The following is an 18,268-nucleotide window of genomic DNA, read 5'->3' as shown; positions in this document are numbered from 1 at the left end:
ATTGAACAAGCGCGTCAAAAGCATATCGTCGACACTGAGCAGCGTCATTCTGACGCTGTTCGGGTTGATGGTCATCACCTTCCTGATCGGGCGCGTCATGCCTGTCGATCCCGTCATTGCGGCAGTCGGCGACAACGCGCCTGAAGACGTCATTGTGCGGGTTCGGGCCGAAATGGGCCTGGACCAGCCACTGGTCGTTCAGTTTTTCCACTATGTGTCGCAAGTGCTGCACGGTGATTTCGGCAATTCCATTCTGACCCGCAACCCGGTCTGGATCGATATCAAGCGCGTTTTCCCCGCCACCTTCGAGCTTGCTACGGCAGCACTCATTCTCGCTGCGCTGATCGGCATTCCGCTCGGCGTATGGGCCGCCGTGAAGCAGGGTAAGTTGACGGACCAGATCATCCGCGTCGTCTGCCTTGCCGGCCATTCCGTGCCTGTCTTCATGCTGGCGCTGATTTCGCTGCTGGTATTTTACGCCACGCTTGGCGTCGCACCCGGACCGGGCAGGCAGGACATCATCTATGACGGCATGATCTCGCCGGTCACGGGCCTGATGACGGTCGATACGCTGCTTGCCGGCGACTGGGACGCGTTTTACGACGCCATCGCCCATATGGTGCAGCCCGTCTGCATCCTTGCCTATTTCAGCATGGCCTATATCACCCGCATGACACGCGCCTTCATGATCGATGCGCTGAAGGGCGAATATGTCATTACCGCCCGTGCCAAGGGGCTTTCGGCAATGACCGTTATCTGGGGGCACGCCTTCCCGACGGTTGCCGTACAGCTCGTCACGGTTCTCGCACTCACCTATGCCGGCCTTCTGGAAGGTGCCGTGGTGACGGAAACCGTCTTCAGCTGGCCGGGCCTTGGCCAATATCTCACCGTCTCGCTCATGAACGCGGACATGAACCCTGTCGTCGGAGCGACCCTGTTGATCGGCCTGATCTATGTCGGCCTCAACCTGCTCGCAGACGTACTTTACCGAGTAATGGATCCCCGCGTTCGATGATGTTAGCAACTTTCAGAAACTGGGCTCTGGATGAGACGCCGCATTCCCGCAGGCAGGCTGCCTGGGGAAACCGGTACCGCATCTGGCTGAACCTCAAGTCCAATCCGCTGGCGGTGGTCGGTCTCACGATCATCATCGTCTTCATTGCGCTGTCGCTGCTGGCGCCGTTCATCGCGCCTTACGATCCGGCCGCGCAGAACCTCGGCAACCGCCTTGCCTTCCCGAGTGCCGAGCACTGGTTCGGCACGGATGAGCTGGGTCGCGACATTCTTTCCCGCATTCTCTATGGTGGTCGCGTCACGCTTGGCATGGTCATTGCCGTCGTCGTTCTCGTTGCGCCGATCGGTCTCGCCATCGGCTGCATTGCCGGTTATTTCGGCGGTATCGTCGATACGGTGTTGATGCGGGTGACCGATGTGTTCCTGGCCTTCCCGCGCCTCATCCTGGCGCTTGCCTTCGTCGCGGCGCTGAAGCCTGGCGTCGAAAGCGCCATTCTCGCCATCGCGCTCACCGCCTGGCCGCCCTATGCGCGTCTCGCTCGCGCCGAAACAATGACGGTTCGCGGCAGCGATTTCGTTGCGGCCTACCGGCTGACAGGCGCTTCCGCCTGGCGCATCATCGCCCGTCACATCGCGCCGCTCTGCGTGCCGAGCCTCATCGTGCGCATCACGCTCGACATGAGCTCGATCATCATCACCGCCGCAAGCCTCGGCTTCCTCGGCATGGGCGCGCAGCCGCCTTCGCCGGAATGGGGTGCGATGATTGCGACGGCCAAGCGCTTCATCTTCGAACAATGGTGGGTCGCCACCATTCCGGGCATCGCCATCTTCCTCGTCTCGCTCGCCTTCAACTTCCTTGGCGATGGTCTGCGCGACGTGCTCGACCCGAAGGGACATTGAGCCATGCTGGTCGAAATCGAAAATCTGAAGATCGCGTTCCAGACCCGCACCAGCCGCTTCGAGGCGGTGCGCGGTGTTTCCATGAAGCTCGGAACAGAAAAGCTCGGTATCGTCGGTGAATCCGGTTCGGGCAAGAGCCTCACGGCGCGCGCGCTGATGAAGCTTCTGCCCTCCAATGCTGATATCAGGGCCGACAAGCTCTCCTTTGACGGTATCGACGTGCTTTCCGCCAGTGAAAAGCAGATGCGCCAGATCCGGGGAAAACGGGCAGGTTTCATCCTTCAGGATCCGAAATATTCGCTGAACCCGGTCAAGACCATGGGTGCACAGATCGCGGAAGCCTGGCGCGCCCACAAGGGCGGCAGCAAGCGTGCGGCCATGGAGGCGGCAATCGCTCTGCTCGATCAGGTGAAGATCCGCAATCCGCGCCAGGTCGCTTCGTCCTACGCTCACGAGGTTTCCGGCGGCATGGGCCAGCGTGTCATGATCGCCATGATGCTGGCGCCCGATCCCGAGCTTCTGATCGCCGACGAACCGACGAGTGCTCTCGATGCCACGGTGCAGGCGGAAATCCTGCGGCTGATCGAGGAGCTGGTATCGGAACGCGGCATGGGTCTCATCCTCATCAGCCACGACCTGCCGCTTGTCTCGCATTTCTGCGACCGCGTGGCTGTCATGTATTCCGGCCGGGTGATGGAGGAACTGAAGGCTTCCGAACTCCTGAAAGCACAGCATCCTTACACGCAGGGTCTCTTGAACTGCATTCCCTCGCTGACGCATCCGCGCGAGCGTCTTCCCGTTCTCAACCGTGATGCAGCGTGGTCCAGCCTATGATCGACGTCGAAAATCTCCGTATCAAGTTCGGCGACCGTGAAGTGGTGAAGGGCGTGTCCTTTTCGGTCGAAAAGGGCGGCAGCTTCGGCATCGTTGGCGAAAGCGGCTCGGGCAAGTCCACCATCCTGCGCGCCATGGCCGGCCTTAATGAAAGCTGGGAAGGCCGCATCGCCTTTGCCGGCAAGGATGCGCCGCTGAAGCGCACGCCGGAATTCTTCCGGCAGGTGCAGATGGTGTTTCAGGACCCCTATGGTTCGCTGCATCCGCGCCAGACCATCGACCGCATTCTCAGCGAATTGCCGTTGGTGCACGGCATGGACAATATCGAAAAACGCATCCAGCAGGCGCTATCGGATGTGGCCCTGCCGCAGGCGGTGCGCTTCCGTTACCCGCACCAGCTCTCCGGCGGTCAGCGTCAGCGCGTGGCGATTGCGCGTGCGTTGATTGCCGATCCGCAGGTCCTGCTGCTCGATGAGCCGACTTCGGCGCTCGATGTTTCAGTGCAGGCGGAAATCCTGAACCTGTTGCAGGATCTGCGGGCGGCGCGCAACCTCACCTATATCCTCGTCAGCCACAATCTGGCTGTTATCGCGCATCTGTGCCCACAGGTGGGCGTGATGCTGAATGGTGAAATGGTCGAGCAGCTGAATGCAGGCGATCTGCGCGAAGGCCGCACGAAACACCCGCATACAGAAGAGTTGCGCAGCCTGAGTATCCGGTTGGAAGAGCCGGCTTGAGCCCACGTCGCACATAGATCGAGCGGGTGCTGCTCGCTTCTTCTTCCCACCGGCGAGAAGGTCGCGGCAGCGGTATGAGGCTTCCCACAAGACCCACGAAGACACGAGACCGAACAATGTCACAGCAATTCGACTGGAACGCCGCTTCAACGCTTGCCGAGAGTTTCGTCTCGCAATGGGCCGGCAACGAGCCAGGCGGAGCAGTGATCGGTTTCGATCTCAATGGCATCCGTTTTGCCCATGCGGGCGGGGTTGAGAGCCTTTCGACGTTTACGCCGTTCACGCCGAAAAGCGTGGTGCGTTACGCATCCGTCACCAAACATGCCTTCTGCGCCATGGTGCTTGCCCATTCCGATCTGATCGGGCTTGACGATCCGCTCGGAACGCATCTGCCGGAGCTGCAATCGCCGCTCCGCGACGTCACTGTCGGGCAGGCGCTGGATATGAGCGGCGGGTTGCCGGACACGCGCGAATGCCTCTCGCTGCTTGGTCTTTCCGTCTACACCGAAACGAAGGCCGGCCCGCTTCTAGACTATCTGTCGCGGCTGACCCGGCTGAACTTTCCGGCCGGCAGCGAGGTTTCCTATTCGAATACCGGTTATCGTCTGGTCGAGGCGGCGCTGGAGCGCCATGGCTTCCGTTTTGACGATTTCGTGCAGACGCAAATTGCCGGACCGTTCGGTGTTTTCCTAAAGGCGCCGGACGTCTGGAACGATCCGGTGGACGGATTGGTGCCGGGTTACTGGAAGGCTGAAAGCAACTGGCAACTTTCGGCGGCGGGGCTGCATATTTCCGCTTCGGGCAGTCTTGCCGGCAGTGCCGAAGCGCTGACCCGCTGGCTGCAGGGGCTGATGCGCGGAGAGGGCAGCTTTGCCGCCGTTCTGGACGGGCTTTCCACCGAGCGGCGGCTCGCCGATGGACGGATGAGCGAATATGGTCTCGGCCTGCGCTGGTCACATCTCGGCGACAGACGTTTCGTCGGTCATGGCGGTTCGCATCCCGGCTACAAGACGTACTTCCTTCTCGATCCGGAAAACGGCACGGGTTTCGTCGTGGTATCGAACCGCGAGGATACCGACGGCTTCAAGATTGCGCTGGAAAGCATGGCGGCCCTGACCGGTTTGCCTTTACCCAAACCCGCCGCCAGCTTGCCGGAAGGCCTCTATGTCACCGAAAGCGGACCGTGGTGGCTGGAGATCAAGGGCAGTACCTCGACCTTCATCGATGGCGACGACACGCTTTATGAAGATGCCGATGGCTGGGTGTCATCGCGCTCCGCATCCTCTCCGATGCTTCTGAGGCTCGAGGGCGACGCGATCGTCGGCGAGGCAGGCCACGCCGCTCGTCGGTTCCTTCCGGTTGGCGACCATGCGGTGCCCGATGAGCTTTCCGGAACTTGGCGCTCTACCGAAGGGGCGGAATTTACGATTTCCGGTTCGTCGCTGACCATGGGTATCGGTCCCACGCGCCGCTCCATGCCTTTGACGGCGCTCGGCAATGGTCGCTTCCTCTTCACGCTCTCGGACGGGCCGTGGACGAAGCGCATCTGCCTCAATCAATTGAGCGACAGCCGGATAGAGCTTGTGGCGAGCCGGGCGCGAATGATCGAATATTCAAGAAGCCTTTAAGAGGGTTTCAATCAGCTGCTATTGCTCCTAATAAAGACCCTTGTTCCAGCTAAAGGCCGGTTCAACATCTTTGTGGGAGAACAGGCCCTTGGAAGTCAAATGGCTCGAGGATTTCCTGGCGCTGGCCGGAACGCTCAATTTTTCGAAGGCGGCGGAAGAGCGGCATGTGACGCAATCCGCTTTCAGCCGGAGGATCAAGCAGCTGGAAGCCTGGGTGGGCGCGACGCTGGTCGATCGCGCTTCCTATCCCTCACGGCTGACCGAGGCCGGGGTGAAGTTCGTTCCGGTGGCGCAGGAAACCCTGAAGCAGCTTTACCACGCCCGTCGCACCCTGTTGCAGGAAGACGGTGAGGATGCCAGAACAGTGCGGCTGACGGCGCTGCACACGCTGTCTTTCACCTTCTTCCCGGACTGGCTGAAACGGGTGAACGAGAAGGCGGGACCGCTGTTTTCGGTTCTGCGGCCTGATTCCGGCAGCATGGAGGAGAACCTCAATTCGCTGGTGGACGGGCAGAGCGATTTCCTTCTGACCTACGCCCACCCCGAAGTGCCGATGCTGCTCGATGCGCAGACCTTCGAATTCCGCGTGCTTGGCGCGGAAAACATCATTCCCGTTTCCGCCCCCACAGAGGACGGCGCACCGCTGCACAGCCTGACGGAAAGCGCGAAAAAACCCTTTGCCTATCTGGATTACGAAAAAGCATCGTTCTTCGGGCCGCTGTTGCGCGATCTCCTGAGTGCGCGCCTGCCGAAATTCGAGCGGGTGCATGAGGGCAGCATGTCGGTGGGGCTGAAAGCCATGGCGATGGCGGGATGGGGTGTTGCCTGGGTGCCGGAAAGCCTGATGCGGCACGAGCTGGATAGCGGCGCGCTGGTGCGTGCCGCCGATCACAGTTTCGATATTGCCGTGGATATCCGGCTTTATCGTTCCAAGGAGAACCGCCGTCCCGTTGTCGAGCGCATATGGGCGGTTCTCGAAGATTGATCCCGGTCAGATCGCGGTGCGGTGGGCGTTTTCGAGATAGAGCGCGCGCAGGCGTTTCACCATCGCGCCTGGTTTGCCATCACCCACCGGCTTGCCGTCGATCTTCGTCACCGAAACCACGAAGTTGGAGGCGCTGGTCAGGCAGGCTTCGTCTGCGTTCATCGCCTCTTCCAGCGTGAAAGGCCGTTCTTCCAGCGTGAAACCGGCCTCCTTGGCCAGTTGCAGGGCGGCAAGGCGGGTGCAGCCGGGCAGGGTCTTGTTGCTGTTGCCGCGGGTGATGATCTTCCTGTCGCCGGTGATGATATAGGCGGTGGAGGATGCGCCTTCGGTGACGAAACCATCCTCGATCATCCACGCCTCATCGCAGCCTTCAGCCTTGGCGATGCGTTTTGCCATGACCTGCGGCAGCAGGCAGACGGTCTTGATATCACGGCGCGCCCAGCGCTGGTCGGGAACGGATTTGACCGCAATGCCGGCCTCTTCCACGGCGGTGCCGACGAGTTTCTTGGCCTGCGTGAACATCACCAGCGTCGGCTTCAAATCGGCGGAAAACAGGAAGTTGCGGTCTTCCGCGCCGCGCGTCAGTTGCAGGTAGATCATGCCTTCGACAAGGTTGTTGTCGGCAATCAGGCGACGTTCGGCCTCGACGATTTCCTTTGTTGTGACCGGCAGCGGCACGTCGATTTCGCGGGCGCTGCGTTCCAGCCGCGCCATGTGCAGGTCGCTGTCGATCAGCTTGCCTTCGAGAACGGAGGTGACTTCATAAATGCCGTCGCCGAACAGGAAGCCGCGGTCGAAGATGGAAAGGCGGGCTTCCGCCTCGGGCAGAAATTCGCCGTTGAGATAAACGATGCGACCGGATTGGCTAGTCATGAAAACTCCGTCTGGAAAAGTCAGGCTGAAAGAAGGGTTTTAAGGGTATCGATGCAAATGGCCTCAACCGTTGCGGCCTTGCCGGTTCCAGCGTTGAAGCCTGATGTTGTTGTTGACGCGCAGAGCGAATTGAGGATCGCCTCCTCGGTTGCCTCTATTGCGGCTTCGAAGAGCGGCGAGATCGCATCGTTGGAGAGCTCAGGATAGTCTGTAACTGCCTTACGGCGTGCGGGCGTGCGGCGAAGGCGCTCGTTGGTCGAAAATGCCAGCGCGTAATCGCCGGAACCATTGCTCAGTGCCGCACCGGTGCGCGAGAGGCCGCCGAAGCTCCTAGCGGCCAAGCGCTTCAAATTGCGCGACGACAGCGGCGCATCGGTTGCGATGATGATGACAATCGAGCCGTCCTTGTCCTTGTGCTCCGGGCTCACATAGGCTTTGCCACAGACGAGAAGATGGCCGCCATAATTGGACTGCACGAGAACGCCGAGCGTATAGGCCTCCCCCGCGACGGTGACGATGCGGGATGCGGTTCCGATGCCGCCCTTCATGCCGAAAGCCACCGTGCCGGTCCCGGCTCCAACGCCGCCCTCGGCCACCGGGCCTGTGGCAGCGTTTTTCAGCGCGGCCGAAATTTCCTCGACGGTCGGGCGTCCAGCGCGGATGTCGTTGAGGCGGGAATCGTTGGTCTCTCCGACGACCGCATTGATCGACACCACTTTTTCGTTACCCGGCTGCGCCAGTGTGTGGCGGTTGATCGTCTCGATTGCCCGGCCGGTTGCAAGCGTATTGGTGAGGATGACAGGCGTTTCGAGTTCGCCGAGTTCCTCGATCTGGGTCGAGCCGGCAAATTTGCCAAAGCCGTTATAGACCGCAAAACCCGCAGGCACCTTGTCCTGAAAAAGATTGCCGCCATGCGGCAGGATCGCGGTTGCGCCGGTGCGGATCGTGTCGCCTTCGATGACGGTCGAATGGCCGATCGTCACGCCTTCGACATCGGTGATGGCATTGAGCGGGCCGGTCTCGAAATGGCCGGGCGGCAAGCCGATATCGCGCAGTCTCGGGCGGGTCGTCTGATGCATCGGGCGATCACTTTTGCGGAATGCAGGCTCAAGGTGGAACAAGCGCGGCTTGCGAAAAGCTTTGCTCTGACTTGACGTTAGCCTAGTTCGCCGGGAAACGGCATCGCAAAAATGGAATAGTTTTATGCGGGCAATGGATGCGCTCAGAAGGCGCGTAGCGCCGGTCCCGTTCACGCTCCAGCCATTGCCGCATCGCGTCTTCGGTCTCTTCGCGTGTGGGTGCGCCGATGCGGCCGCCGAAGACCGTGCATTTGAGCGCAGCGGCAACGGAGGAGAGCCGGATGGCGGCGCGGCTTTCCATGCCTTCGGCTATGGCAAGCGCAAAGGTGCCGTGGAAAATGTCGCCTGCCGCCAGCGTATCCACCGCCTTGACCTGCATCGTTTCCTGAAAATGGACAGTGGGATCGCCAGCTTCCGTCCACCAGCAGCCTGCCGGTCCGGCGGTGACGGCGATGAAGGTTTGCGGGTAGCGGGCGTGCAGCACCGGCAGCATGTCCTCTACCGTCTCAAGCCCCGTCAGCCGGGCGGCGGCGGGTTCGGAAAAAACGATGTGGGTCGCGGCGGGTGCGAGCTTTTCGAGGATTTCGACCGGCGCGACGTCGCCGTCGAGAATGGCGTGTTTGCCGAGCGCGCGTGCCACATCAAGAACATCGAGCGCCAGTTCCGGCCAGCGCACATCCACCAGCACGGCGTCGTAAGCGGCGAGGTCCGCTGGTGTGCAGGAGCGCTTTTTCTCATGCAGCCTGTGATCATAAAAAGGCACGATCAGCCGCTCGCCGCGATCATCGATAATGATCGTGGAGAGTGCGGAGCGTGCGCCGGCGGCGACTGTCATGCCTGTGGTGTCGATACCGCTTTCGGCGAGATCGCGCAGGATGCGGGTTCCGGTCTCGTCGTCGCCCACAGCACCCCAAAGGCTGGCGCGCCCGCCCATGCGGTGCACCGCATAGGCTGCGCTGGATGCCATGCCCTCGGCGATCTGCAACATTTCGTAGGGCAGGACCTTGCCTTCGCCCTTTGGCATGTCATGGACGCGAAACAGGGTGTCGAGCACGGCTGCACCCACGCACAGCACATGTTTGCGGCTCTCGTGTTGGCTGTCCATGCCCGTCACCCTATGTCTTTGTCTTACGCAATTTTACTCGGCATGCGCCTTAGATGCGCTTGCCGGTTGCCTTGTCGAAAAGGTGAACCATTTCCGGGTCGATGGCGATATGGATCTTATCGCCGAACCGCACGTCCAGCCGCTCGCGGAACAGGCAGGCAATCTCGTCGCCATTGCAGTTCAGCTTGGCATAGATTTCCGAGCCGGTGCCTTCGACCAGTTCGACCCGGCCTTCGATACCGCCGCTTGCTGCACGGATATGTTCCGGGCGCACGCCGTAGACGAGGTCGCGGCCGCCCGGTGCGGCGATGTCGCTGTTGGCGGGCAGGGGAAGGCTTAAGCCCTTCACAGTGCGGAACACGCCTTCTTCGACGCGTCCACGAATGAAATTCATCGCAGGCGAACCAATGAAACCGGCAACGAAGAGGTTGGCCGGACGGTCGTAAAGCTCGAGCGGTGCGCCGATCTGCTCGATCACGCCGTCATGCAGCACCACGATCTTGTCGGCCATGGTCATGGCTTCCACCTGGTCGTGCGTGACGTAGATGGTGGTGGTGCCGATGCGCTGGTGCATGGCCTTTATCTCGCCGCGCATCTGCACGCGCAGCTTGGCGTCGAGGTTTGACAGCGGTTCGTCAAACAGGAAGACCTGCGGATCGCGCACCAGCGCGCGTCCCATGGCCACACGCTGGCGCTGGCCGCCCGAAAGCTGGCGCGGATAACGGTCGAGCAGCTTGTCCAGCCCCAGAATGGCGGCGGCCTTGTCGACCTTGGCCTTGGTTTCGTCGGCGCTCACCTTCTTCAGCTTCAGCGCGAAGCCCATATTATCCTTCACCGTCATGTGCGGATAAAGGGCGTAGTTCTGGAAGACCATGGCGATATCGCGGTCGCGGGCAGGCAGGTTGCTCACCTCACGCGCGCCGATGTGGATTTCGCCGTCGCTGACTTCCTCAAGCCCCGCAATCATGCGCAGCAGGGTGGATTTGCCGCAGCCGGAAGGGCCGACCAGCACGACAAATTCGCCATCCTTGATATCGATATCGATGCCGTGGATGATATTGACCGCGCCGAAGCGCTTCTGGACGTTTAGAATATTGACCGGTGCCATGTTTTTGGTTCCCGTATTTTTAATTGGTTGATTCAGCCGCCCTTGACGGCGCCGGCGGTCAGGCCCGCCACGATCTGTTTCTGCGCGAACATGGTGAGCAGCAGCACCGGCAGCGTCACGATCAGCGCGGCTGCGGCAAGCGGTCCCCAGCTCACCTGTTCGAAGGACAGCATGTTGTAGACCGCCACCGGCAGGGTGCGCGTTTCACGGCTGGCCAGCACGATGCCGAAGACGAAGTTGTTCCACGAGAAGATGACCGCGAGGATAAAGGAAACGACGATGCCGGGCTTGGCAATCGGCAACGCCACCAGCCGGAACACCTGCCAGGAGGATGCGCCATCGATGCTTGCCGCTTCTTCCAGTTCCTTCGGCGTGGTTTCGAAATAACCGATCATGATCCAGACCACGATCGGAACCGTCACCACGAGATGGATGATGATCTGCGGCCAGAGTGTGCCGAGCAGGTTCAGCCATTGGAACAGCAGGAACAGCGGAATGAGGAAGGAGAGGCCGGGCGTCATGCGGGCGATCATGATGACGACAGCCGACTTTTCCGCCTTCAGCCGGGCGATGCCGTAACCGGCGGGCACGCCGATCACCAGCGCCAGAATGGTGGCCGCACCGGTGACGAGCACCGAATTCCAGAAATAGAGGAAGAAATTATTCTCCTCGAACACCTTCACATAGTTCGACCATGCGAAACGCTCGGGGATGAGGATCGGCGGATAGGCGCCGTTGTCGATTTCATATTTCAGCGATAGCGAAATCATCCAGATGAAGAAGAGGATGACAGGCGAAATCATCACCAGCGCCACGAAAAACAGGCCGATGCGGTCGAGGTTTTTACGTTTGAGCAATTGGCGAGCCATCAGCGATCCTCCATCTCGTTCCATTGCGCACGCTGGCGCACCATCAACAGCACAAAGGACAGCGCCACGATGATGATGAAGAAGACGACGGCCATGGCCGAGCCGTAACCGATATCGTAGTAGGAAAACGCCGTGTTGTAGAGGTAGATGTTGATGGTTTCCGAGGCCGTGCCGGGTCCGCCCTGCGTCATCGCGTAGATGATGTCGAAGCTTTTGACGGCATCGATGGAGCGGATGATGACGGCGATCATCAGGAACGGCGCGATCATCGGCATGGTCAGGTAACGAAACTTCTGCCAGGCGTTGGCACCATCGATTTCGGCGCTCTCATAGGGTTCGCGGGGTACTGCAGCCAGTCCGCCGAGCACGATCAGCATGACGAGCGGCGTCCATTGCCAGGTTTCCACCAGCACCAGCGAGGGGATGACGGTGGACTGGTTGTAGATCCATTCCAGCGGTCCGATATGGATGAAGGACAAGAGATAGTTCAGAACGCCGAGCTGCGGGTGGAACATCATGGTCCAGACGAGCGCGATGGCGACCGGGGTCGCCATCATCGGCATCACGAACACGCCGCGCAGAAAACCGCGCAGCGGAAACTGCGCATCGAAAACCAGCGCCGCCAATGTTCCCAGAAACAGCGGAGCGACGACGGACAGCACGGTATAGATGAGGGTGTGCCAGAGCGATTCCCAGAACCTCACGTCGCTTGCGAGCCTTATATAGTTATCGAAACCGATAAAGCTCTGCTCCTGTCCGAGCGTCCAGCGATGCACGCTCATCCACAGGGTGAAGACCCACGGAAAAACGATCACCGCCGAGATAACGACAAGTGCCGGTATAACGAAAGGCCAGTAGTTGGGAGCAAGCCTTGCGGGCCTGCTCCCTTCTTTCCGGCTGACGCCTGTTTTGGTGTTTTCGATGCTCACGGAGGCCATTATCCCTCGCTACGCGCCAGAACGGGTGCGAACTGTTCCGTCGCTTTTTTCAACTCAGCTGCCGGGTCGGCGCCGCCGATCATGTTGGTGAGGCCGACGCCGTAGATGTCGCGGAATTCCGTGACCGGAATGATGACCGGCAGGGCAAGCTGCGAGACCTTGCCGGAACCGACGACCGCATCCAGCCAGGCGGCCGGCATCTTCACGCCTTCGCGCACCTTCTGGTCTTCGAGGATGGACTGGCGGAATGGAACACCCGCACCTGCCTGCAGCAGGCGCGCACCCATGTCGTGCGAAATCGCCCATTGGCAGAAGAGGTAGGCCGCTTCCTTCTTGCTGCTGGCTTCGACGACACCGAGGCCATCGCCGAAGGTGCCGGCCGCCTGTACTGCCGGGCCCTTCGGCATGACACCGTAACCGACCTTGCCGACAACGCGGGATTTTTCCGGGTTTTCGATCGGCGGTGCAAAACCGACGCCATCGAACCACATGCCGATCTTGCCCTGAAGGAAGGCAGACTGCGCTTCGGCCCAGTTGAAGCCGGAAACGCCGGGAGGGGCGGCTTTGGTCATCAAGCGTTGATAGAGTTTCGCGGCCTCGACCGCTTCCTTGGATCGGTGTCGACCTTTCCGTCCGCGCCGATCGGCTTTGCGCCGTAACCCAGCATCAACGAAGTCCAGACCGGGGTGTTGGCGTTCTTCAGGCCGCGGGCGACGAAACCGTAGGTGTTGGTTGCGGGATCGGTGATCTTTTCCGCTGCCGTCACCAGTTCCTCGAAGGTCTCAGGGTATTTCAGGCCCTTGGCTTCGAAGAGTTCCTTGTTCCAGTAGACGATCCAGTAATCCACCGAGAAGGGCAGCGAGCGCAGCACGCCGTCGCTATCCTTGGCAAACAGCATGCCGGCTTCGGCAAAATCCTTTTCGACGAGGGACGGATCGGTCAGCGAAGGGTCCTTCAGGAAGCCGCTGATATCGGCCAGCCACTTGCCCTTTTCGAACTGTCTCTTCTGCACGTGGTAGCTCAGATGAACGACGTCGAAGCTCGGCTTGCCGGAGGAAAGCTCGATTACCACCTTCTGGCGCTGCTGCTGTTCAGGTGTTGCTTCGGCATTGACCTTGATGCCGGTCAGTTCCTCGAATTCGCCCAGATATTTGATCAGCGTTTCGCTGCGCGGGCTTTTGACCAGGTTGACTTCAAGCGTGGTGCCGGCGTGTTTTTTCCAGTTCACCGCCGCCGATGCGGGGCGGATGCCGAGCACCGCGCTGCCACCGATCGCTGCCGTGCCTGCCAGAAAGGCGCGACGCGTGGGGTTGAGCAATGAATGCGTCATGTCAGTTCTCCTCCAGTTAGCCGGAAATTCTCCTCACCTCCGGCTTGTTGCTTATTTTCATGCAATTCCGGGCAGGACCTTTCTTCTGCCCTACCGGAATTGCCCTATACTGCCAGCGCCCTGTCCCTTGCGTTGCGGATATGGGCGGTCAGCCGCTCCACAGCGTCTTCGACAGATCGCTTCTCAATGGCTTCGAGAATGGCGAGGTGTTCTTTCATCACCGATTTGACATGGCCTGCGATGCGAAAGCGCTCCTGATTGATGAGGCGCATCTTGATGGAGTTGACCCTGTAGGCGTTCGAGATGATCGAATTGCCGAGACTATCGATGAAGGCGTCGTGCATGCCCCAGTCCACCTGCTGCGCGTGCTGGTCCAGCTCCGGCGATTCCCCACCGTTTTCCGTCGCCTCGACGATATCGCGGTGCTGTTTCAACAGCTTGGCGATGGTCTCGTCCGAGGCCGAACGCGTAAAGAGCGCCACGGCCTCCTTCTCGAGAAAGATCCGGAACTGGAACGCCTCGCGGATGAGGTTGATGTCGATATGGGCGACCTGCAATCCCCGCTGCGGCACGGTCTTGATCAGACCTTCCGCCTCCAGCCGTGGAATTGCTTCCCGGATCGCGCCCAGCGGCAGACCCGTCAATTCCACGAGGCGGCGTTGCGAGATGAATTGCCCAGGGCGAACGTCGCGCGAGAGAAGGTGATGCGTAAAGCTTTCATACGCCCGTTCCCGCAATGTCTGTTCGCCGGTATCGTCCATGCTCAACCTTTCAAGGTCTGTTCAGGCGGCCTGTTTGCGAAACAGCGCGTCGAATGCGCCTTCGATCTGCCGCCGGCCCTCCGGTGAAATGGCAACGAGCGGCGCGCGCACGTCAGACCAGATATTTTCCCCTGTCGTGTGTGATACCAGCACCTTGACGGCGGGCGTAACCGGAAATTTCAGAAGTTCCACAACAAGATCGACGATGCGCGCATCGTCCTTGCCGTCAACGGCCATGGCGCGGACTTCCTGCGTCAGGAAATTGGCAACGCCGGAGATGGCTCCCTGACCGCCCAGGCGAACGCCCTTGGCCAGATCACGCTCATCGCCGATCAGAATGGCGAGATCGCCGTGTTCTTTCAGCAGGCGCTCTGTGTGGCTCCAGTTGCCTGAGGAGTCCTTCACGCCGGTGACGATGCCCGGAAACGCTTGTCTCAGCCGCCCCACCAGTTCGACCGACAGTGTTACCATGGTCACGGAAGGGATGTTATAGACGAGAATGTCGCGCGCGCCCTTGCCGATCTTTTCGAAAACTGCCGAGAACCAGGCAAACAGGCCGTCATCGCTGACATTCTTGAAATAGGATGGTGGGGCCAGAAGAATATTACGGGCACCTGCGTTCAGGGCCTCGGCGGACTGGTCGGCCGCATCCTCGATGGAATCCACGAGAACGCCGGTGACCAGACGGGAAGGCGCAATGCCTGCCTCGATGAAGCGGGAGAGAATGACCTGCCGTTCGCGGCTGCCGACGGAGCATCCCTCGCCGGTGGTGCCGAAGAGTGTCACGCTGTCGCAACCATTTGCAAGGCAACGGCGGGCATGCGCGATCATGGCGTCTGTATCGACGGTTCCGTCAGTTTTGAAAGGGGTCGTCAGTGCTGCCGAAAGGCCGAATTTCTGGGTCAATTAAGATGCTCCTCCAAGATGGCTGCAGATTGATGGCACACTGACATGTTAGTTGTAAAGCGGTAATTGCAGAATGATTGTTCAGGAGGCTGGAATGGGGGGAATTGGCTTCTAAAGCTGCCTCAGGATCGGTGTTGCGCCCGGTGGGGGCATGGAATGTTTACACCGGTTTACGCGAATGCCATTTTTTAGCGATGCACAGGAAAAATGCTAAAATAAATTTGACTGTTTAAGTAAAGATTTTTATCAGGCAATCTGAATATGGGATAAAGGGAAGCGTCATGACCATTGTGGAGCCATCAGCGCCTGTGGAAGAGATCGAGCAGAGCCGCGTGAAGCGCCTGAGGGCTGCCACGCGTGGCGCGCATGGTGGTCTCGACACATTCATCATGGCAGCGAAGCCGTTCGAGAGCCGGGAGAACTTCGGCAAATTCGTGGAAACGCAATATCTTTTCCATCGCGACCTCGATGCGTTTTTCTCCAATGAAACGCTTGATGGCCTGCTGCCTGATCTTAAGGGTCGTCGCCGTCTCTCCATGATAGAGCAGGACCTTGCCGATCTGGGACACGCCATTCCTGAAACAAACGAGCCGCGCTTTACCAGCGAAACGCCGTTCGATCTACCTGAGGCCATGGGCTGGCTTTATGTGGTCGAAGGCTCGAACCTCGGCGCGGCTTTCCTTCTGAAAGATGCAGCCAAGCTTGGCCTCACCGAAGAATTCGGCGCGCGCCATCTGGCCGGCGCTCCGGAAGGGCGCGGCCTGCATTGGCGTACCTTTACGGCCGCGCTCGATGAAATTTCGCTGACCATCGAAGAAGAGGAGCGGGTCGTCGCCGGCGCCGAAGCCGCCTTCAGGGCCGTGCATGCCTACGCGCAGCAACGCCTCGGTTGAGGTTTTGGCATAGCTTGTCGCTGGTTGTCTTCACAGCGCTTGAAATGCCTCGTTGCACATTCGTGCTGACCTCGTCTTAGCATCCTCACGCCGTCACCCCGGGCTTGGTCCGGGGTCTAGTGCGATCAAGTGTTTGATCGCGCGGGGCTCTATTGGCGGCGCGGACGGGCCGCGGCTGGATACAGGATCAAGTCCGGCGTGACGGAGGAGTGGTTTTCGGCTGTCGTGCAACGCTTCAGAACCATTGTGAGAGCCACTCATTTCCCGCACATTGCGTTCGATATTTGCCGAATAAACAGGCATGTTAATTTACCAAATGATAAAATTTTTATCTTTTGGTAAAAAGAAATTGGCCTCCAAAAAATTATCCAATTGATAAAATTATTTTTTTTCGTCTGGCACGGAACCTGCTACTCTTTCTTCAAATCAGGAAAACGCCTGATGCCAAAAAAGGGAACAGCGAGATGGAAGTTGGTGTTTTTATACCGATCGGGAATAATGGGTGGCTCCTTTCCGAGAACGCGCCGCAATACAAGCCAAGCTTCGACCTGAACAAGGAAATCACGCTGAAGGCGGAAAAGTACGGCTTCGATTTCGCACTGTCGATGATCAAGCTGCGCGGCTTTGGCGGCAAGACCGAGTTCTGGGATTATAATCTGGAATCCTTCACCCTGATGGCGGGCCTCGCCGCCGTGACCTCCAAGATCAAGCTGTTCGGCACCGCCGCCACGCTTGTCATGCCGCCGGCCATCGTTGCGCGCATGGCGACGACGATCGATTCCATTTCCGGCGGGCGTTTCGGCATCAACCTTATTACCGGCTGGCAGCGTCCTGAATACAGCCAGATGGGGCTTTGGCCGGGCGACGATTATTTCGGTGATCGCTATGAATATCTCGGCGAATATACCTCCGTGCTGAAGGAACTACTGACGGAAGGGCAGTCGGACTTCAAGGGCAAGTTCTTCCAGATGGATGATTGCCGCATGAAGCCGGTGCCGCAGGGGGATGTGAAGCTCATCTGCGCCGGTTCCTCCAATTCCGGCATGGCGTTCTCTGCCAAATTCGCCGATTACAGCTTCTGCTTCGGCGTCGGCGTCAATACGCCAAAGGCTTTTGCACCCACCAATGAGCGACTTCTGGCGGCAACGGAAAAGTCGGGTCGCGAGGTTAAATCCGTCGTGCTGACCATGATCCTCGCGGAAGAAAAATCCGAGGATGCCTGGGCGAAGTGGGAGCATTACAAGGCGGGCGCGGATGAGGACGCGATCAAGTGGCTCGGCCTGCAGAGTTCTGTCGACACCAAGTCCGGCTCTGATACCAATGTCCGGCACATGTCCAATCCCGTCTCGGCGGTCAACATCAACATGGGAACGCTGATTGGCTCCTATGAGGAAGTAGCGGCGATGCTGGATGAAATGAGCGAAGTGCCGGGAACGGGTGGCGTGATGCTGACCTTTGACGATTTTCTCGAAGGCGTCGAAAAATTCGGCAAATATGTACAGCCGCTGATGAAGAGCCGCCAGCATGTGCTGGCCGAACTGGAGGCAGCGGAATGAGTGAAGCCGTCGTGGCGGGTTACAAGGGGCCGGAAAGCCGTTCGGAAAGTGTCACACTTCCCGCAAGGCCGGAGCCGATTACCCTCAAGCCCAGCGAGACCGCCGTTGTCGTGGTCGACATGCAGAACGCCTATTCGACCGAGGGCGGTTATGTCGATCTTGCCGGGTTCGATATTTCCGGCGCCAAGGGCACCATCGCCAACATCAAGAAGACGCTGGATGCAGCGCGGGCGGCAGGTGTTCAGGTCATCTATTTCCAGAATGGCTGGGACAAGGATTATGTCGAGGCCGGTGGGCCGGGTTCGCCCAACTGGCACAAGTCCAACGCGCTGAAGACGATGCGCAAAAGGCCGGAATTGCAGGGCCAGCTGTTGGCCAAGGGCACATGGGACTATGCCATCGTTGACGAGTTGCAGCCCCAGCCCGGCGATATCTTGGTGCCGAAGACGCGTTACAGCGGTTTTTTTAACACCAATATGGACAGCGTCCTGCGCGCCCGCGGCATCCGCAATCTGGTGTTCGTCGGCATCGCCACCAATGTCTGCGTCGGTAGCTCGCTGCGCGACGCTTTCCATCTCGAATATTTTGGGGTGATGCTGGAGGATGCCACGCATCATCTGGGCCCGGACTACATCCAGCAGGCGACGGTCTACAATGTCGAGAAATTTTTCGGCTGGGTGGCAACTGTCAATGATTTCTGCGGCGTCATCTCGCAGGCCGCACCCGTCAGGGATTGATCCCCAAACACAAAG

17 protein-coding genes and 1 pseudogene are annotated in these 18,268 nt (G+C 59.6%); 9 read left to right on the top strand and 9 right to left on the bottom strand.

What is annotated here, in order from left to right; translation table 11 throughout:
• Position 1 precedes the first annotated feature (1 nt).
• The 6 genes from RBH71_RS24610 to RBH71_RS24585 all read left to right on the top strand — a co-directional run bounded on the left by RBH71_RS24610 (position 2) and on the right by RBH71_RS24585 (position 6,098).
• On the top strand, positions 2 to 1,015 hold the full coding sequence (locus RBH71_RS24610; RefSeq protein WP_003514118.1) for an ABC transporter permease: 1,014 nt from the start codon (positions 2 to 4) through the stop codon (positions 1,013 to 1,015).
• Positions 1,012 to 1,914, top strand: coding sequence for a nickel transporter permease (gene nikC, locus RBH71_RS24605; protein ID WP_003514116.1), 903 nt, complete (start codon positions 1,012 to 1,014; stop codon positions 1,912 to 1,914). The genes RBH71_RS24610 and nikC overlap by 4 nt, the downstream gene beginning before the upstream one ends.
• A gap of 3 nt (positions 1,915 to 1,917) precedes the next feature.
• A complete protein-coding gene (locus RBH71_RS24600) occupies positions 1,918 to 2,748 on the top strand; it encodes an ABC transporter ATP-binding protein (protein ID WP_003503986.1) in 831 nt (276 codons plus the stop codon).
• Positions 2,745 to 3,485 carry an ABC transporter ATP-binding protein gene (locus RBH71_RS24595; RefSeq protein WP_003514115.1) on the top strand — a complete coding sequence of 247 codons (741 nt, stop codon included), beginning with the start codon at positions 2,745 to 2,747 and terminating at the stop codon, positions 3,483 to 3,485. The genes RBH71_RS24600 and RBH71_RS24595 overlap by 4 nt, the downstream gene beginning before the upstream one ends.
• A gap of 116 nt (positions 3,486 to 3,601) precedes the next feature.
• Positions 3,602 to 5,113, top strand: coding sequence for a serine hydrolase domain-containing protein (locus RBH71_RS24590; protein ID WP_003514113.1), 1,512 nt, complete (start codon positions 3,602 to 3,604; stop codon positions 5,111 to 5,113).
• A gap of 88 nt (positions 5,114 to 5,201) precedes the next feature.
• A complete protein-coding gene (locus tag RBH71_RS24585; RefSeq protein ID WP_003514111.1) occupies positions 5,202 to 6,098 on the top strand; it encodes a LysR substrate-binding domain-containing protein in 897 nt (298 codons plus the stop codon).
• 6 nt (positions 6,099 to 6,104) lie between these two features.
• On the opposite strand, the gene RBH71_RS24580 is transcribed toward RBH71_RS24585, so the two are convergent.
• The 9 genes and pseudogenes from RBH71_RS24580 to RBH71_RS24540 form a co-directional block, all read right to left on the bottom strand.
• On the bottom strand, positions 6,105 to 6,971 hold the full coding sequence (locus tag RBH71_RS24580) for a D-amino-acid transaminase (protein WP_003514109.1): 867 nt from the start codon (positions 6,969 to 6,971) through the stop codon (positions 6,105 to 6,107).
• Between the two features lie 20 nt (positions 6,972 to 6,991).
• Positions 6,992 to 8,050: a P1 family peptidase gene (locus RBH71_RS24575; protein WP_003514107.1), complete on the bottom strand. Its 1,059-nt coding sequence runs from the start codon at positions 8,048 to 8,050 to the stop codon at positions 6,992 to 6,994.
• An 82-nt stretch (positions 8,051 to 8,132) separates the two neighbouring features.
• On the bottom strand, positions 8,133 to 9,155 hold the full coding sequence (locus RBH71_RS24570) for a sugar kinase (protein WP_323687536.1): 1,023 nt from the start codon (positions 9,153 to 9,155) through the stop codon (positions 8,133 to 8,135).
• Between the two features lie 49 nt (positions 9,156 to 9,204).
• Entirely contained in the window at positions 9,205 to 10,263 is a 1,059-nt protein-coding gene (locus RBH71_RS24565) for a sn-glycerol-3-phosphate ABC transporter ATP-binding protein UgpC (RefSeq protein WP_323687535.1), read from the bottom strand.
• Positions 10,264 to 10,295: 32 nt separating this feature from the next.
• Entirely contained in the window at positions 10,296 to 11,132 is an 837-nt protein-coding gene (locus RBH71_RS24560; RefSeq protein WP_003504003.1) for a carbohydrate ABC transporter permease, read from the bottom strand.
• Positions 11,132 to 12,070: a carbohydrate ABC transporter permease gene (locus RBH71_RS24555; RefSeq protein WP_003514101.1), complete on the bottom strand. Its 939-nt coding sequence runs from the start codon at positions 12,068 to 12,070 to the stop codon at positions 11,132 to 11,134. Before RBH71_RS24555 ends, RBH71_RS24560 begins: the two co-directional genes overlap by 1 nt.
• Positions 12,070 to 13,400, bottom strand: a pseudogene (locus tag RBH71_RS24550) (ABC transporter substrate-binding protein). Before RBH71_RS24550 ends, RBH71_RS24555 begins: the two are co-directional and overlap by 1 nt.
• Positions 13,401 to 13,504: 104 nt before the next feature.
• The gene (locus tag RBH71_RS24545) at positions 13,505 to 14,161 is read right to left on the bottom strand and encodes a GntR family transcriptional regulator (protein ID WP_003504009.1); all 657 of its coding nucleotides are present in this window, start codon (positions 14,159 to 14,161) and stop codon (positions 13,505 to 13,507) included.
• A gap of 21 nt (positions 14,162 to 14,182) precedes the next feature.
• Entirely contained in the window at positions 14,183 to 15,067 is an 885-nt protein-coding gene (locus tag RBH71_RS24540) for a dihydrodipicolinate synthase family protein (protein ID WP_003504010.1), read from the bottom strand.
• A 281-nt stretch (positions 15,068 to 15,348) separates the two neighbouring features.
• On the opposite strand from RBH71_RS24540, the gene RBH71_RS24535 reads away from it, so the two are divergent.
• The 3 genes from RBH71_RS24535 to rutB all read left to right on the top strand — a co-directional run bounded on the left by RBH71_RS24535 (position 15,349) and on the right by rutB (position 18,253).
• Positions 15,349 to 15,960: a biliverdin-producing heme oxygenase gene (locus RBH71_RS24535; RefSeq protein ID WP_003514096.1), complete on the top strand. Its 612-nt coding sequence runs from the start codon at positions 15,349 to 15,351 to the stop codon at positions 15,958 to 15,960.
• Between the two features lie 464 nt (positions 15,961 to 16,424).
• Positions 16,425 to 17,516: a pyrimidine utilization protein A gene (gene rutA / locus RBH71_RS24530; RefSeq protein ID WP_003504013.1), complete on the top strand. Its 1,092-nt coding sequence runs from the start codon at positions 16,425 to 16,427 to the stop codon at positions 17,514 to 17,516.
• Positions 17,513 to 18,253, top strand: a complete 741-nt coding sequence (rutB, locus tag RBH71_RS24525) for a pyrimidine utilization protein B (protein ID WP_323687534.1) — start codon at positions 17,513 to 17,515, stop codon at positions 18,251 to 18,253. Before rutA ends, rutB begins: the two co-directional genes overlap by 4 nt.
• The last annotated feature ends 15 nt before the right edge of the window (positions 18,254 to 18,268 follow it).

It is taken from the genome of Rhizobium sp. AN68 (assembly GCF_030758035.1).
Taxonomy (GTDB): domain Bacteria; phylum Pseudomonadota; class Alphaproteobacteria; order Rhizobiales; family Rhizobiaceae; genus Agrobacterium; species Agrobacterium tumefaciens.
The sequence above is the reverse complement of the archived record's forward strand: the minus strand, read 5'-3'. Positions and strand labels throughout refer to the sequence as shown.